The organism is Nitratireductor soli (assembly GCF_001050155.1).
In the GTDB taxonomy this organism is placed as follows: domain Bacteria; phylum Pseudomonadota; class Alphaproteobacteria; order Rhizobiales; family Rhizobiaceae; genus Nitratireductor; species Nitratireductor soli.
In genome coordinates, this window is record NZ_LFVY01000007.1 from 92849 (window position 1) to 109064 (window position 16216).

At 65.0% G+C, this 16216-nt stretch carries 16 protein-coding genes; 7 read left to right on the forward strand and 9 right to left on the reverse strand.

Going from position 1 to position 16216, the window contains the following annotated elements; genetic code table 11:
- Positions 1 to 101: 101 nt before the first annotated feature.
- Genes AB843_RS10330 through AB843_RS10345 form a run of 4 tightly spaced genes read left to right on the forward strand, consistent with a single transcriptional unit; the run spans position 102 to position 3383 of the window.
- Positions 102 to 830 (forward strand): ABC transporter ATP-binding protein, encoded by a 729-nt coding sequence (locus AB843_RS10330; RefSeq protein ID WP_048646764.1) that lies wholly within the window; start codon positions 102 to 104, stop codon positions 828 to 830.
- Positions 814 to 1533 (forward strand): ABC transporter ATP-binding protein, encoded by a 720-nt coding sequence (locus tag AB843_RS10335; RefSeq protein WP_048646765.1) that lies wholly within the window; start codon positions 814 to 816, stop codon positions 1531 to 1533. Before AB843_RS10330 ends, AB843_RS10335 begins: the two co-directional genes overlap by 17 nt.
- 3 nt (positions 1534 to 1536) lie before the next feature.
- The gene (locus tag AB843_RS10340) at positions 1537 to 2430 is read left to right on the forward strand and encodes a branched-chain amino acid ABC transporter permease (RefSeq protein ID WP_048646766.1); all 894 of its coding nucleotides are present in this window, start codon (positions 1537 to 1539) and stop codon (positions 2428 to 2430) included.
- Between the two features lie 2 nt (positions 2431 to 2432).
- Positions 2433 to 3383, forward strand: coding sequence for a branched-chain amino acid ABC transporter permease (locus AB843_RS10345; RefSeq protein ID WP_048646767.1), 951 nt, complete (start codon positions 2433 to 2435; stop codon positions 3381 to 3383).
- 178 nt (positions 3384 to 3561) lie between these two features.
- On the opposite strand, the gene AB843_RS10350 is transcribed toward AB843_RS10345, so the two are convergent.
- From AB843_RS10350 to AB843_RS10370, 5 genes are all read right to left on the reverse strand, one after another.
- On the reverse strand, positions 3562 to 4518 hold the full coding sequence (locus AB843_RS10350; RefSeq protein WP_048646768.1) for an AraC family transcriptional regulator: 957 nt from the start codon (positions 4516 to 4518) through the stop codon (positions 3562 to 3564).
- A 193-nt stretch (positions 4519 to 4711) separates the two neighbouring features.
- Positions 4712 to 5836 carry a DmpA family aminopeptidase gene (locus tag AB843_RS10355; RefSeq protein ID WP_048646769.1) on the reverse strand — a complete coding sequence of 375 codons (1125 nt, stop codon included), beginning with the start codon at positions 5834 to 5836 and terminating at the stop codon, positions 4712 to 4714.
- A gap of 14 nt (positions 5837 to 5850) precedes the next feature.
- Complete coding sequence (locus AB843_RS10360) at positions 5851 to 6681, reverse strand: ABC transporter permease (RefSeq protein ID WP_048646770.1); 831 nt, start codon at positions 6679 to 6681, stop codon at positions 5851 to 5853.
- An 8-nt stretch (positions 6682 to 6689) separates the two neighbouring features.
- A complete protein-coding gene (locus tag AB843_RS10365) occupies positions 6690 to 7598 on the reverse strand; it encodes an ABC transporter permease (protein ID WP_048646771.1) in 909 nt (302 codons plus the stop codon).
- Positions 7595 to 8692 carry an ABC transporter ATP-binding protein gene (locus AB843_RS10370; protein ID WP_048646772.1) on the reverse strand — a complete coding sequence of 366 codons (1098 nt, stop codon included), beginning with the start codon at positions 8690 to 8692 and terminating at the stop codon, positions 7595 to 7597. The genes AB843_RS10365 and AB843_RS10370 overlap by 4 nt, the downstream gene beginning before the upstream one ends.
- Positions 8693 to 8888: 196 nt before the next feature.
- Between AB843_RS10370 and AB843_RS10375 the strand changes: the two genes are divergently transcribed.
- Positions 8889 to 9980 (forward strand): polyamine ABC transporter substrate-binding protein, encoded by a 1092-nt coding sequence (locus AB843_RS10375; RefSeq protein ID WP_082143784.1) that lies wholly within the window; start codon positions 8889 to 8891, stop codon positions 9978 to 9980.
- Between the two features lie 74 nt (positions 9981 to 10054).
- Positions 10055 to 10909 carry a MurR/RpiR family transcriptional regulator gene (locus tag AB843_RS10380; RefSeq protein WP_048646773.1) on the forward strand — a complete coding sequence of 285 codons (855 nt, stop codon included), beginning with the start codon at positions 10055 to 10057 and terminating at the stop codon, positions 10907 to 10909.
- A 140-nt stretch (positions 10910 to 11049) separates the two neighbouring features.
- On the opposite strand, the gene AB843_RS10385 is transcribed toward AB843_RS10380, so the two are convergent.
- Genes AB843_RS10385 through AB843_RS10400 form a run of 4 tightly spaced genes read right to left on the reverse strand, consistent with a single transcriptional unit; the run spans position 11050 to position 15119 of the window.
- Positions 11050 to 12399 carry an aminotransferase class III-fold pyridoxal phosphate-dependent enzyme gene (locus AB843_RS10385; RefSeq protein ID WP_048646774.1) on the reverse strand — a complete coding sequence of 450 codons (1350 nt, stop codon included), beginning with the start codon at positions 12397 to 12399 and terminating at the stop codon, positions 11050 to 11052.
- A 19-nt stretch (positions 12400 to 12418) separates the two neighbouring features.
- Positions 12419 to 13084 carry an HAD-IA family hydrolase gene (locus AB843_RS10390; protein WP_048646775.1) on the reverse strand — a complete coding sequence of 222 codons (666 nt, stop codon included), beginning with the start codon at positions 13082 to 13084 and terminating at the stop codon, positions 12419 to 12421.
- Positions 13081 to 14349, reverse strand: coding sequence for a Tm-1-like ATP-binding domain-containing protein (locus AB843_RS10395; protein WP_048646776.1), 1269 nt, complete (start codon positions 14347 to 14349; stop codon positions 13081 to 13083). Before AB843_RS10395 ends, AB843_RS10390 begins: the two co-directional genes overlap by 4 nt.
- Positions 14346 to 15119 (reverse strand): IclR family transcriptional regulator, encoded by a 774-nt coding sequence (locus tag AB843_RS10400; protein ID WP_048646777.1) that lies wholly within the window; start codon positions 15117 to 15119, stop codon positions 14346 to 14348. Before AB843_RS10400 ends, AB843_RS10395 begins: the two co-directional genes overlap by 4 nt.
- A gap of 154 nt (positions 15120 to 15273) precedes the next feature.
- Between AB843_RS10400 and AB843_RS10405 the strand changes: the two genes are divergently transcribed.
- Positions 15274 to 16215 carry a tripartite tricarboxylate transporter substrate binding protein gene (locus AB843_RS10405; RefSeq protein WP_048646778.1) on the forward strand — a complete coding sequence of 314 codons (942 nt, stop codon included), beginning with the start codon at positions 15274 to 15276 and terminating at the stop codon, positions 16213 to 16215.
- The last annotated feature ends 1 nt before the right edge of the window (position 16216 follow it).

Here is a 16216-nt window from a genome sequence, read left to right on the forward strand (position 1 = left end):
CCGGCGGGGCCTGTCACCGGCCCCGCCGGGTTCGCACAGGCCCGGGGCCTTCGGCTCCGTCCTTCACCCGTCTTGAAATGCCTGTTGGAAAAGCACGCCGCATGCCTGAACCCGTCCTGAAACTGGAACGCATCACCAAGCGCTTTGGCGGGTTGACGGTGCTGAGTTCCGTCGATCTGCAGGTCGACGCCAACCAGATTGTCGGCCTGATCGGTCCGAACGGGGCCGGCAAGTCCACCCTGTTCAATGTCGTGACCGCGCTTTACCGGCCGGAGGAGGGGATTGTCTTTCTGGACGGCAAGCGCATCACGGGCGCGCCGCCGCACCGCATCTGCCGGCTTGGGGTGGCGCGCACCTTCCAACTGGTGCGCACCTATCTGACGATGACGGCGCGGGAGAATGTGATGGTCGCCGCCGTTTATGGCGGGGGGGCCATGGCGGATGCGGGGCGCGCCTGTGATGAGGCGCTGGAGCTGGTCGGCCTGGCCGCCAGCCGCGACCTGATCACCGAGCACATGACGCTGTCGGCGCGGCGCCTGCTCGAAATGGCCCGTGCGCTGGCTTCGCGTCCGCGCGTCATTCTGCTGGACGAGCCGATGGCCGGCCTGAACGCCTCGGAAATCGAGGAGATGATTCAGGTCATTCGCCGCGCGCGCGATGAACGCGGCCTGTCGGTTCTGTGGGTCGAGCACAAGGTGGATGCCATCATGCGCGTCTGCGACCGGGTCGTGGTGCTCGACCACGGCGTCAAGATATCCGACGGCACGCCGGCGGAAACCATCGTCAATCCCAAGGTGATAGAAGCGTATCTCGGTGAACCATCTTCTTGAAATCAAAGACCTGAGCGTTGCCTATGGCGACGTGCAGGCGCTGTGGGACGTGTCCGCGCATGTGGACGAGGGCACGGTCGTTTCCGTCGTCGGCGCCAATGGCGCCGGCAAGTCGACGCTGATGCGCGCCATCTCGGGCCTGCTCGAGCCGCTGTCCGGGGACATCCTGTTTCGCGGCGAAACGCTGGTCGGCGTCCCGGCGCAGGAAATCACCGCGCGCGGCATCAGCCATGTGCCGGAGGGGCGTGGCCTGTTCACGCAGTTGACGGTGCAGGAGAATCTGGAGCTTGGCGCCTATCTGGCGCATGTGCGGCCGCACTTTGCCGCCTCGCTCGACCATGTCTTCACGCTGTTTCCCAAGCTGAAGGAACGGCGCGGCCAGAAGGCCGGTTCGTTGTCCGGCGGCGAACAGCAGATGCTGGCCATCGGCCGGGCGCTCATCGCGCGGCCGAAGCTGCTCATCCTCGATGAGCCTTCGCTGGGCCTCAGCCCGTTGGTCGTGCGCCAGATGTTCGAGCTGATCGCCCGGCTGCACGATGAAGGGGTGACGCTGCTCCTGGTCGAGCAGAACATCCGCCAGGCACTGAAGGCGGCCGACCGCGCCTATGTGCTGCAAACCGGCCATGTGGCGATGCAGGGCGAAGCCGCTGCGCTTCTGGAAAATCCGCAGGTGCAGAAAACCTATATGGGAGCGCTCGACTAGCCGATGCTCGATATTCTATCCGTTCGACTGGTCGTCGAAATCTTCATCAACGGCGTGCTGTTCGGCGCCATGTACGGCGTGGCCGCCGTTGGCCTCAGCCTGATCTTCGGCACGATGCGCATCATCTTCATCGCCCAGGGAACGATCATCGTCCTGGCGGCCTATGTGGTCTACTGGCTGTTCAACACGTTCGGCCTCGATCCCTATCTGTCGCTCGTCGTGGTTGCGCCATTGGCTTTCGCCACGGGTGCGACGACCTATCGCTTCCTGTTTCGAAAGGCGGCGGCGATGGCCGACAAGAACACCTCGCTGCTGATCGCCGTCGGGCTGATGTTCCTGGTGCAGAACGTCATCTCCTTCGTCTGGACCCCGAACCCGAAGTCGATCATCACCTCCTACACGGCGGTGGGCTTCGAAGTGTTCGGTTCGCGTATTTCCGTCACCCGCTCGATCAGCCTCGTCATCGCACTGGCGGCAACCGCCGCCGTGGTTCTGTTCCTGCGCCGCACGCTGGTCGGCAAGGCGGTGCGGGCTGCGTCGGAAAACATGCAGGCCGCGATGCTGATGGGCATCGATCCGCACCGGGTCAACGCCATCGCCTTCGCCATCGGCTTCGCGCTTGCCGGAGCTGCCGGTGTGGCGCTCGCCACCACCTATCCGTTCGATCCCTATTACGGTTTCAGCTTTGCGCTGAAAGCGTTGATCGCGCTGGCGCTGGGCGGCATCGGCAATGTCGTGGGGGCGCTGCTCGGCGGCATCCTGCTCGGCCTGATCGAGAGTTTCTCTTCCTTCTTCATCAGTGCCGGCTGGGCCGATGCCATCGCCTACGCCGTGTTCCTGCTGGTGCTGATGTTCCGCCCGGAGGGATTGTTCGCCACCTCGTTCAAGAAGGCCTGACCGTGACCAGGGAAAAACGCATTATCGGCCTTTCGGCCATCATCGTCGCAGCCCTGGCGTTGCTGCCGTTCGTCCCCGGCGCCGCCGACAGCTACCTGTTCTTTCTCCTGTATCTGTTCTTCCTCTACACGATCATCGGCCAGGCCTGGAACCTGGTCGCCGGCTACACCGGGCAGATCAGCCTCGGCCAGCACGCCTTTTTCGGCCTTGGCGCCTATACGGCGGCGCTGGTGTGGTCGCGTGGGCTGTTCGGCGCCGAGCATGTCTACTATTTCGACCCGCTGACCCTCATCGCCAGCGGCCTGGTGGCGGCGGCGTTTGCGCTGGTGATCGGCTTTCCGCTTCTGTCGAAGCTGCGCGGCGACTATTTCGCCCTCGGCACGCTGGGCTTCGGCGAGATCGTCCGCGTCGCCTTCGTCAAGGGCGGTTCCTATACGGGAGGGCCGTTCGGCATCGTCCTGCCGTCGAGCCTGTACGAGAGCTTGAGGCCGCATTACTGGCTTGGCCTCGGCCTGGCGGCGGGGCTGACGCTGCTGATCTTCTGGATTCGCCGCTCGAGCCTCGGCCTGGCGCTCGTGGCCATTCGCGACGATGAGATGGCGGCCTCGTCGAACGGCGTCAACGTGCTGAAATACAAGCTCGTCGCCTTCGCGCTCGGCGCCTTCTTCACCGGCATGGCCGGCTGCCTGCAGGCCTACTACCTGTTTCACGTCAGCCCGGAGGGCTTCCTCAACCTCAACTGGACGCTGTATCCGATCCTGATCGCCGTCATCGGCGGCTCGGGCACGGTGCTCGGCCCGGTCATCGGCGCCCTGGCGGTAACGGTGGTGTTTTCCTACGCCAACATCTTCTTTCCCGAACTGCATCCGATCTTTTCCGGCCTGGCGATCATCCTGGTGATGCTGTTCATGCCGAACGGCATCATGCGGCTGCGTTTCAGGGGGCGGGCCTGAGGTCGGCGCTCTTCATTGAGCGTCACGGAATGGATGCCCGGCTCGGGGGCCGGGCATGACGAATTGCAGAAACGTGGTGTAAACCTTCGACGTCCACGATTGACATGGCCACCCCTACCATTCGTCACCCTCGGGCCCCGACCCGAGGGTCCATGCCGGAATGTCTCATGTCCACGCCTCAATGCAATGCCGCCCGCACCCGTTCCCTAAGGGCGCGCGGGGCAATGCCGTAGCGGCCCTTGAAGGCGCGCGAGAAATGGGCGCTCGAGTTGAAGCCGCAGGCGAACGCCACTTCCGAGATCGACAGCGCGCCGTTTTCCGGCGCCAGCAGCGCCGAACGGCTGGCCTCCAGCCGACGCTCCCAGATGAAGCGTTCCAGCGTCACCTCCTCGTTCTCGAAAGCGCGGTGGAGATAGCGGCGCGAACAGCCCATCTGCCGGGCGATTTCGTCGAGCGACAGATCGCCCTGGCCGATATGCACGTCGATATAGCCGACGATGCGCGCGCGCAGCGCATTGAGCGGTGTCAACCGTCCGGGCGCCTCGTCTTCACCGGCGTGGACCAGGCCGTGCACCAGCTGGATCAGGCTGTCGCCGACACGCCGGCAGCCGGCTTCATCAAGCTTGTCGGCTTCCTTGATCGCCATCTGCATCAGGCTGTAGACGATGCGCACCAGGCTGTGTTCCTCGGAAGGAAGCACGAGGGGCCGGGCCAGCCGCGCCAGCGTGTTGCCGCCGCAGGTGGTACGCGGCACCTGCAGGATGAGTTGGTCGACATTGCTGAAATTCTGCAGTGAATAGGTGTAGACCGGATCGTAGACGATGGCCGAACGGGCCTCCAGATCGACGGTGACGGCATCCTGGGCGAAGCGTGTGTGGCCGTTGAGCTGCATCAGGATCTTGACGGAGTCGGGATCGAAGCTGCGGCGCATGGCGCGATCGCCGATCACCGAATGGGCGGCTGCCTGAATGCGGCTCAATCGGCAGGCGCTGAGGTCGATCGACACCAGCTTGGGCCTGGCCGGCGGCAAAGCGGTGGAAAAAACCTGCCTGATCGGGCCGAAGAGCTGGCGCGACGTGGCGATGAACGCGTCTCCGTCGGCCCGCACGCGCAGTTGCGGCTCTGCCGTTCGCATGGACAATCCTCCCCTGCTGCGTCAATCGGCCGTCGCGGCATCGATGCGATGCCGGACACCCACCGGGCGCCTCCACGCCCGCATCGCCGCGACCGGCGATACAACAACGGCCAGTCGACCGCCTCCTTATAATTTAACATGTTAATCAATCTGCCGGCTCTGTCAATCACGGCGCCGGGAAGCGGCGCGGGCGTTAGGCTCTCAGCCGCCCATACCGGCCCAGGATATCGACCATCGCGGCATGATCGATCGCGGTCACGCGGGCGCGGTCGTATGGCGTGCCGCCCATGTCGCGCGCTGCCACCATGGCGTTGATGACCGCTTCTTCCGTGGCCTGGATGGCAGCCTCGTAGATGGGGTCGAACAGATCGTCATTGACCATCTCGATGGTGAAGCGCGGTGGCGTCTGATGCGGCAGGGGGCGCTCGTTGGCGGTGGTGAAGGCGAGGAAGATGTCGCCGGACGAGTTTCCGCCGCAGGTGCCGCCGCGGCCGATGCCGATGGAGCCGCGCCGCGCGAGGCGGGCCAATTGATGTGGCGCCATGGGAATGTCGGTGGCGATGACGACGACGATGGAGCCGCGCTCGCCCGTATCCTGGAGGACGCGGTTCTCGCGCAGGTGCCGGCCGACCGGCGCGCCGAGTATGCTCAGCCAGTCGCGAATGCCGTGATTGGCCTGCACGAGAACGCCAATCGTGTGCGCCTGGCCGCCGATCTCGAGGCGGCGCGAGGCGGTGCCGGTGCCGCCCTTGAATTCGTAGCACACCATGCCGGTGCCGCCGCCTGTATTGCCTTCGGCAACGGGACCGGGTCGCGCGGCATCCAGCGCGGCCAGCACGTCGGTCTCCGATACCGGCAGGCCGTTGATGTCGTTGAGGAGACCGTCATAGGTTTCGGCGACGACCGGCATCAGCCAGATGGGATGGTTGTCATCGAAGGTTCGCGCGTGGCGCTGCAGCATCCAGCGCGTCGCCGCCTGGTGGGCGACGCCGACGGCATGGGTGTTGGTCAGAAGCACCGGCCCGAGGAAATAACCGCCATCCTCGATCCAATGCGTGCCGGTCATCTCGCCATTGCCGTTGAAGCGGTGGACGCCGGCCCAGACCGGGGTTGGCGTTTCCTCCAGGCCGCGCGGCAGGATGGCGGTCACGCCGGTGCGGGCGGGCCTGGCGCGGCCGGGACGTGGCGTGTCTTCGATCAGCGTGGTCATTCCGACCGCGATGCCCGCGACATCGGTAATGGCATTGAACGGCCCAGATTCGCCGGCAAGGTCGAGGCCGAGGTCGCGGGCGCGGATCGCAGGGTCTTTTTTGCTCATGAACTTGATCCGATCTAGCGGTTGCGTCGGCGAAGATAGAGACCGGCGGCGGCGATCGTGAAGGAGAACAAGAGCATCACCGTAGCGATCGCATTGACCTCCGGTTTGATGCCGCGCCGGAGCATGCCGAAGATGAAGATGGGCAGCGTCTGGGTCGACGTGCCGGAGATGAAATAGGTGATGACCAGGTCATCCATGGAGATGATGAAGGCCAGCAGCGCCCCGCCGACAACGCCGGGCATCACCTGCGGCAGGATGATGCGCCGGAAGGTCGTCCATTCGTTGGCGCCGAGGTCGGCGGAGGCGTTTTCCAGCGAGCGGTCCATGCCGGCAAGCCGGGCCGAGACGACGATGAAGACGTAGGAGATGAGAAACGTGCATTGGCCGATGATGATCGTGCCGATGCCGAGCGATATGCCGACGCCGACGAAGAAGATCAGGAGGGCGATGCCGAGCACGATGTCCGGCATCAGCATCGGCACGAACAACAGCACGCGGTAGAAGCGCTTGCCGAAGAAATTGAAGCGGTAGACGGCGAGTGCGGTGGCCGTGCCGAGCACCGTGGCGATGACGGTGGTGGAAGCGGCGACGATCAGGCTGGTGCGCACGGCGGCGATCAGCTGGTCGGTCGATTCGATGTAGAGGGCCGCTTCCGACGCTGCGTTCCTGAAGCCGAAGATCTGCCTGTACCAATCGATGGTGAAACCCGACCAGCGCATCATGTTCACCGGGTCGGCGTTGAAGGAATAGACGACGATCAGGGCGATCGGCAGATAGATGAAGGCGAAGAAGAGAAGCGTGTAGACAATGAGCCCGGTGGTGCCGATCCTTCTGGCGAAGCGCATGGTGCCTCCTAGCGGATGACGGGCGCGTCGTCGCCGCGCCGCGCCTCGTAACGGATGTAGATGAACAGCAGGGCCAGGACGATCGTCATGACCAGCATGGCGAGCGCGGCGCCGAACGGCCAGTTGCGCGCCGCCAGGAATTGCTGCTCGATGAGATTGCCGAGCATTAGCGATTTCGCCCCGCCGAGCACGGCGGGCACGACGAAATTGCCCAGCGCCGGTATGAAGACGATGATCGAACCGGCGATCACGCCGGGAAGGGTCAATGGCAGGATCACGCGGCGGAAGGTCTGGAACCCGTTGGCGCCGAGATCCTGCGAGGCGCGCACGAGCGTCCAGTCGAGTTTCTCGACGCTGGCATAGACCGGCAGGAACATGAACGGGATGAAGATGTAGACCATGCCCAGCACGACGGCGCCTTCGGTGTAGATCAGCTCCAGCGGCGTGTCGATGAGCCCCAGTTCGCTCAGCGCGACGTTGATGAAACCGGTCTTCTTCAGGATCAGGATCCAGATGAACAGGCGGACGATCAGGCTGGCGAAGAAGGGCAGGGTGATGAGGAACAGGGCGAAGGATTTCCAGCGATCCGACAGCCGGCTGATCTGAAAGGCGGCCGGGTAGCAGACCAGAAGCGTAATCAGCACCGTCGTCAGCGCGATGCGCAGCGAGCGCAGGAAGATGGCGATGTAGACCGGGTCGAAGATCTCGAATTCCGGGTCGGCGAAGCCGAGAATGCGGCCGAAATTGTGCGGGTAGAATTCCCACTCGACACCGCCGTAGAGGCCGGGCGCCAGGAAGCTGTAGATCAGCATGATGATCAGCGGCCCGGCGAGGAAAATGGCGAGGAAAAGCGAAACGGGTCCGAGCAGCAGGGCAAGCTGCGCCCGCGCGCGGCTGCGCCGGCTGAACCCGCTCATGACCGGTCCCCGCCGCCGGCGATGATGTGCACGGCGGCCGGATCGTAGAGGAGCGTCGCCTTGCGCGAGATCTCCGCGCTGGCCACCTGGGCTTGCTGGGCGGCGGCGATCGCCGCGACCACATCGTGACCATTCATGGTGCGCCCGTGGACTTCATAACCGGCGCCCGTGAAGACAATCTGCCGGATGCCGATATCGAGCTTAGCGGCCGCGCCATTGCCGCCGCCATTGGCGATGGTGAACTGCTCGGGTCGTAAAAGCGCGGTCACGCGGGCGCTGCCGGCCGCTGCCGCGTCCGTGCTGATGACGTCGCCCTGGGCGGTCATCACCCGGCCGCTCTGCAACATTCCCTGAAACAAATTGCTGGCGCCGACGAACGACGCGACGAAGGCGTTGGCCGGGTTGTTGTAGACGGCGCGCGGCGTGTCGATCTGCTGGATCGACCCGCCGTCGAGCACCGCGACCCGGTTCGACATGGTCAGCGCCTCTTCCTGGTCGTGGGTGACGAAGATGAAGGAGATGCCGAGTTCGGCCTGCAGCGTCTTCAGCTCGATCTGCATGGACTGGCGCAGCTTGCGGTCGAGGGCCGACAAGGGTTCGTCGAGCAGAAGAAGCTTGGGCCGCGCTATGATGGCGCGCGCCAGCGCCACGCGCTGCTGCTGGCCGCCGGAAAGCTGGCGCGGCAGGCGGTTTTCAAGACCCGCCAGCCCGACCATCTCCAGCGCGGCACCGACACGGCCGCTGCGCTCGGTGCGTGGCGTGCGGGCGATGTCGAGCGCATAGCCGACGTTCTGCCCCACCGTCATGTGCGGAAACAGGGCGTAGTTCTGGAAGACGGTGTTGACCGGGCGGCGATGCGGCGGGCGGTCGCTGACATCCTCGCCATCGACGAAGATGCGGCCGTCATCCAGTTCGACGAAGCCGGAAATGGCGTGCAGCAGGGTCGTCTTGCCGCAACCGGAAGGGCCAAGCAGCGTCAGGAACTCGTTGCGCGCCACCTCGAGATCGATCGCGTCGAGCGCGGTCACCGTGCCGCCCTCGGGCAATGGAAACGCCTTGCACGCGCGCTGAAGCCTGACCATGCTTTCGGCCATTTCACTCCTCCTGGGTTCCGCCTCGTTATCCCGCATCGGGTTTTTGTTATTAAAATATCTGTTGCGTGATATAGTTATGATGATACCATTCAGCTTGCCTTGTCAATGCGCGGACGGCGAGCCAACACTCGCGGATGACCCAAGGAAGGCATGGTCGCGGCGCGGCAGGGTTCCACACACAATGGGAGACCTGAACATGACCGACAAAGGGACCACCAGACCATATCAGACACCATGGACGGCCGGCTTCAAGGCGTTGCGCAGCTTAGCGTTTGCCACGACCGCAGCTGTGACGCTCGCCACGTTTCCGGCGGCGGCGGACGGTGTCCTCAACATCTACAATTGGGGCGAGTACATCAATCCGGAAGTGCTGAAGAAATTCGAGGCCGATACCGGAATCAAGGTCAATCTCGACACCTACGGGTCGAACGAGGAGATGCTGGCCAAAGTGCAGCCGGGCGGCACCAGCTACGACATCGTCCTTCCCTCCGTACACATGCATGACATCATGTCGAAGCTCGATCTTCTGGAGAAGACGAACATCAACGAGTATGAGGGTTTCAAGAACATCGACCCGGCGTTCCTGCGGGCCCAGTCCGATCCGAACGGCGAATACTGCCTGCCCTATGCCTGGGGCTCGGTCGGCATCGTCTACAATCGCGACCTGCTGGGCAAGGACATAACCGGCTGGCGCGACCTGATCGAGACGGTCAAGGCGAAGAACCTGAAGTTCACCCTGCTCGACGACATGCGCGAGGTGATCGCCGTCGGCCTGATGCTGAACGGCAAGCCGGTCAACTCCGCCGATCCCGACGACCTGCAACTGGCGGCGCAATCGATCATCGACATGAAGCCCCATGTGGCGGCCTTCACCTATGAATCGCGGCCGATGGTCGAGGCCGGCGACGTGGCGGCCGGCCACTTCTTCGTCGGCGCCATGGTCGATGTGCTCCGCGAACCGGAGAAGCTCGGTTACATCATCCCGGAAGAGGGCGCGACCATGTACCAGGAGGACATCTGCGTCCTCAAGTCCGCGCCGAACAAGGACAATGCGGTCAAGTTCATGCAATTCTACACCCAGCCGGAGGTGGCGGCGCTGAACATCGCGCAGCAGACCAACGGCACGCCGAACGTGCCGGCGCGATCCCTGACGCCGGAGAACATCCGCAATTCGCAGGAGATCAATCCGCCGGCGGAGGTGATGGAGCGCTTGCAGATCTTCGTCGATCTGGGCAAGGACATCCGCAAGCTCGACCGGGTCTGGACCCAGATCAAGACGGCGCAATAAGGTAGGGCCGACGATCAGCGCTCCCGGCGAATGCCGGGGGCGGAACGGCCGACCGCAGGGGAGTTTCAGGGATCATGTCCGTCAACATTCTGGCGCGGCTGCGCGCGCCCGCCGCGCGGCAGACGAAATCGGACATCCTGATCGCCAACTATATCGAGCGGAATCTGGCTGAGCTGCCGTTCGAGACCGCCAAGTCGATTGCCGAGAGGGTCGGCGTCAGCCAGATGACGGTCGGACGCTATTTGCGCCGGCTCGGCTATGACGGGCTGGAAGAGCTGAAGCAGGAAATGCGCAACGGCTCGAGCCGCAGCGCCTGGCACATCAAGGGCAAGTTCGACCGCCTGCAGGAAGACATCCGCCAGGGCCGGCTTCTGGCGCAGCTCATCGAACAGCAGATTGGCGACCTGACGAAGATGTACGAGATCACCGTATCGCACGACTGGCAGCGGGCGATCGAGGCGCTGGTGCAGGCGGACGAAGTGTTCGTCGCCGCCTACCAGAACGTGCGCGGCGTGGCGCAGTATTTCGCCGCGCAGCTCTCCTACGCCCGCCCGAAGGTGCAGTTCATCGACGGGCTCAACGGCACCTATGCGGAACTCCTCGACGGCAGCGGGCCGAACCGGCTTCTGGTGCTGGCCGATGTGCGCCGCTTCGCCGCCAAGGCGCGCACATTGGCGCTTGAGGCGCGTGCCGCCGGCGTCAAGGTGCTGCTCGTTTCGGACGATGCCTGCACCTGGGTGGATGAGGCGAGCGACATTCCCATCATCATGCCCGGCGCGCGCGGCCCGCTCTGGGACGGCGCGGCGACCATGGTCGCCGTGTTCGACCTGTTGATCGCCAATGTGATCGTCGAACTGGGCGACCGGGTCAACGGCCGCGTCGACACGCTGGCGCGACTGCAGGATATGTTCGGCGATTTCGAGGATTAACGCTTGGGTGCGTCATCCTCCCCGGCGCTGCAAGGCCTCTCCCTTTCAAGGGGCAGGACATTCGCACATACCGTCTTCCCGGATAGCCCTGAGGTCGGCCGGGATGACGAGGGGGCGTGCCTCGTCTTGACTGCTTACCGTCACCTGGCCGAGAGACCGGCTTCCAGCCCTTCGGCGATGGTTGCCACATCCGCGGAGGTCAGGATGAGTGGCGGCGACAGGATGATGTTCGAGCCCGAGACGCGCAGCATGACGCCGGCCTCATAGGCGGCATCGGCGACGCGCGCCATGGTCGGCTTGTCGGCGGGCGTCTTCGTGGCGCGATCGCCGACAAGTTCGAGGGCGGCCATCAAACCCTGGCTGCGCACGTCGCCGATGATGTCATGCCTGGCTTTCAGCGCCGCCAGCGCCGTGGCCAGTTCCATGCCGCGGGCGGCGGCGTTTTCATGCAGCTTGAGGCGGCGGGTCTCGGCGAGTGCGGCAAGGCCGGCGGCGCAGCCGACCGGGTGGCCGGAATAGGTGTAGCCGTGGCCGATGGAACCGAAGCTCGACTTGTCGCTTTCGAAGACCTCGGCCATCGTCTCGCCGATCATGGTCGCGCCAAGCGGGAAATAGCCCGATGTGATGGCCTTGGCGAGCGTCATCATGTCGGGCTTGACGCCCCACAGCCGGGCGCCGGACCAGGCGCCGGTGCGGCCGAAACCGGTCACCACCTCGTCGGAGATGAGCAGGATGCCGTGCCGGTCGCAGATGGCGCGCACGCGCTGCATGAAGCTTTCATGCGGGACGATGACGCCGCCGGCGCCAAGCACCGGTTCCATGATGAAGGCGGCGATGGTGTCGGCGCCCTGGAAGGCGATCTCGTCTTCCAGCGCGCGGGCGCACAGTTCTGCCAGGCGCGCGGGGTCTGTCTCGTCGAAGGGATTGCGGTAGGTCCAGGGTGCGGGAATGTGAAACACCCCCGGCAGGAGCGGCTCGTAATTGCGCCGGAAATTGGCGTTGCCGTTGACCGAGGCGGCGCCGAAATGGGTGCCATGATAGCCCTTCTTCAGGGCGATGAACTTGGTGCGGTCGGCCTCGCCCTTGATCTTCCAGTATTGCCGGGCGAGGCGCAGGGCGGTCTCGACCGAATCCGAGCCGCCGGAGGTGAAGAAGGCGCGCGCCATGCCCTCGGGCCGGAACCAGTCGACCAGCTCATAGGCGAGCTCGATCGACGGGGCGGTCGAGGTGCCACGGAAGCCGGAATAGTAGGGCAGCATGTCGAGTTGTTCGGCCATTGCCTGTTTGATCGGCGCTGAGCTGTAGCCGAGGTTGACGTTCCACAATCCGCCGACCGCATCGAGCGTGGTGCGGCCGTCGAGGTCGGTGACGTGGACGCCTTCGCCCTTGATGATGACTTTCGGCGCATTGGCGCGCATTTCGGCGGGATGCGCCATCGGATGCCAGATCGGCTTTCCGTTGTTCTCGATGAGGAAATTCATGTCGCGCATGGCGGGTCCGTCCTGATGGTCAATTGAGGGGCAGGCCGAAATGCGCAAGCGCCTCGGCATAGGATTGTCCGGGAGCCCGGACGTCGAAATGGGTGGTGCGCATGCCGAACGCCGCCGCACCGTCGATGTTGCGTTTCTGGTCGTCGACGAAGACGCACGCCTCCGCCGGTAGCGACAAGGCGGCGGTGACCGCCTGGTAGGCGCGCGGGGCCGGCTTGAGAATGCCGGTGTGGGTGGCGTCGACGATGACGTCGAATTGCGCCAGGAACGGCAGCCTGCCGCGAAACCCGGCGCCGTAGAACAGATCCAGCTCGTTCGACAGGATGGCAAGCCTGAAGCCGGCGCGCCTGACCTGGCCGATCGCCTGCAAGGCCTCCGGACGGATCGCCGCTTGCGCGTCGGCGCCGCGCGCCCTTTGCACGAAGGTTTCCATGCGCTGCCAATCCTCGCCGACCAGCCGGCCGACCTCGCGCGTGCGGGTCAGCCAGTAGTCGCGCTCGCTCAATTCATCGCGCTGCATGGCGCTCCACAGCGGGTCTGTTTCCGGGTCGAACGGACCGCGCCAGGTGAGCGTGCCGGGTGCAAGACCGAGCGCCGCCTCCGTGACCGGGTGCGTCTCGAACAGTGTTTTCGTGACGACGCCGCCGAAATCGAGAACCAGCGCCGATGCGCGCACAAGGCTCATGCGACCACCACGGTTTCGGGTTGACCGGCTGGCACGAGGCCGCGCGCCACCCAATCGTCGAAGATCGCCAGCACCGTTGCAACGAAGGTGGGACTGTTGATGTGCGCGTCTATCTCATGGAGTGTCGCCGGCGCACGCACCGCGCCGCGCATTTCGTCGACGAAGGCGGCAAGCCCTTGTGCATCGTGCAGCGGCTCGCCCGCCTGGTCCCATTGCTGGATGCCGCCGGCCGGCAGGACAAAGGCGACCGGCCCCTTGGCCAACGCCAGCTTGTCGCCGATGGCGCGGGCAATGCGACGGCGGTCTTCCGGACCGGTGGTGACCGAGGCCAGCAGGCGGTTGTGGGCATGATAGGGGCGGTCGGAGAATCGCTCCGGCGTCGGCTGCCAGGTGGGGAAGTCGACCATGTCGATGGCGCCCGGCGCGACGATCTGCGGAATGCCGGCGCGGCCGGCATTCTCCAGCCGGTCGGGACCGGAATTGACCACCGAACCGTTCATATGGTTGGCCAGTTCCTGCAGGCTGAAATCCATGACGGCGGCGAAACCGCCCTGCGCGGCCATCGATTCCATCGCTCGTCCGCCCATGCCGGTGGTGTGGAAGACCACCACTTCATAACCGCGACTTTCGAGTTCCGGCCTGAGTGCCACCATGTAGCTGAGGCAGCTTTTGCCGAGCGAGCTCATGGCGACGACCGGCCGTTGCCGAATGACGGGCGTGGCGAGCCTGGCCGCGCCGACGACCGCGCCGCAGGCTTGCGACAGCACGGAGACGCAGGCGCTGTTGAGCCCGTAAAGGCCGCCGGCCCAGAGGATCATCATCAGGTCGGCGGCGACCCGCTCGGGTGGCAGCAGATGCGAATAGGCGATGGTCGAGACGATGAATTTGGGCACGCCGATGGGCAGCGCCTGCGCCACGTCGAGCGCTAGATCGGTGCCCATCGTGCCGCCCAGGGCGATCATGCCGTCGATCGCGCCATCGCGATGCAGCCTGGCTGCAAGGCCGGCCGCTCCCCGGGCCATCAGAACCATGGCGCTGTTTTCGTCGCCGCTTGCGGCAATGGCGGCAATGGTGGTGCCGGCAGCGGCGGCAACGGCATGCTTGTCATGGTCCGCGCGGTAGGGCGGGTCGCCCAGAATGCTGACGTCGAGCAGAATAGGCACGCCGCCCGCCTCGGCGATGCGGTCGCGCATGAAGGTCAGTTCCTCGGCCTTGGTGTCGCCGGTGCCGATCACCAGGATGCGGGGGGCATTCGTCGCCATCATGATGCGCGCTCCAGAGCCGCGGCGACGGGCTCGCCACTAAGGCGCGCCGATATTTCGCGCGCGGCGTCAATGGCGGCGCGGCCGTGCGCCTCGGCGATGGTGTCGTCGATGCGCGACAGCGGCGAGGCGATGGCCAGGGTGCCGATGGCGCAGCCATCGACGCCGAGGATCGGCGCGGCGACGCTGGAGACGCCCTCCTCATAGCCCTGGTCGCTACGCGAATAGCCGCGCGCGGCGGCAGCCTGCACGGCGGTCATCAACGCGTCGGGCGCGGTCACGGTGTAAGGGGTGAAGGCCGCCATGGCTCGGCGCATGCAGGCTTCCATCACGGTGGGACGCGAGAAGGCGAGGAAGGCGATGCCCGACGCCGTGCCGTGCAGCGGCAGCAATTGGCCGACATCGACGTTGACGCGGTTGGCGCGCGCCGACAGCTCGACATGGACCGTTGCCAGCGCGCCGGCGCTGTATTCGGAGACATGGATGGTTTCGCCGGTCTCCTGGGCAAGGCCGCGCGCCACGGGGACGGTGACCTTGAGAAACGGGAAATGCATCTCGCGGATGCGCGCCAGGCGCGACAGGCCGGCGCCGAGCCGGTAGCGGCGGCTTTCGGCGTCCTGCTCGACCATGCCGCCTGTGGCAAGCGAAACGAGAAGGCGGCGCGTCGTGGCCTTGTCGAAGGCAGCCTTGCGGGCCAGCTCCGAAAGCCCGTGCTCGGGCTCCTCGGCGGTGAACAGTTCCAGCAGGAAAATGGCCTTGCCAACAGTTCCCATCGATCAGCAGCCTCCTCCAAAAATGCTTCACGTGTGAATTAACTTGACAGGAAGCAGGGCGGTTTGCAAGTCTATATGTAAAACATGAGTTCAAATAATGAACCGACAAGGGAATGAGCGCTGCCTGTTGGCAGCCCACGGAGGAGATCGACGCATGCGCAAGCTCTTACCGCTCTTAGCCAGCACGGCGATGCTGGCAGCAAGCCTCGCAATGCCGGCCATGGCCGAGTATCCCGAACGGCCGGTGACGTTCATCGTGCCCTGGCCTCCCGGAGACCTGGAAGACCAGCTCACCCGTATCATCGCCGAAGAGATGATCGCCGAGACGGGCGTGCCGGCCAAGGTGGTCAACCGGCCGGGCGGCGGCGCGGTAGAGGGTGCCACGGCGGTGGCCGGCTCCGATCCCGACGGCTATACGGTCGGCTCCCTGGTGATCGACGTGCCGACCATGCACATCATTCGCGGCAACGCCGCCTATGGCCGGGAGGATTTCGAGCCGGTCGGCATCTTCATGACCTATCCGTTCGCGCTCGTCGCGTTGAAGGACGCGCCCTACGACACGATGGCCGAGCTTGCCGAACACGCCAAGGCGAACCCGGTCAAGCTTGGTCATTTCGGCTACGACCTGGTGCCGACCATGGCGACCTTCGTCGCGGCGAAGAAGCTGGGCTTCAGTTTCGGCTCCGACGCAGCGTTCGACATGCTCGACTGCGGCACGCTGAAGAATGGCGATGTCGACGTGATGAACACGACCATGGCGACGGTGCTGAGCTGCCTCGAGGAGGTGAAGGCGATCGCCGCCTATACGGACGAGCCTTTGTCGATCCTGCCCGATGCGGGCCTTCTGTCGGAACAGGTGCCGGGTCTCGACATCACGCTGTGGAACGGCCTGTTCGTGCCCAAGGGCACGCCGCAGGCGGTGAAGGACAAGCTCGCGGCGATCGCCCGGAAAGCCGTCATGTCCGACAAGGCGCAGGCGATCGCCAAGGCGACCGGCGCAGGCGTCTACTGGATGGGCGCCGAGGAGGCGGCCAGGCGCATCGACAAGGATTATGCCGATGCCGAAGCGCTGGTGAAGGCGCTCGACGCACAATGAA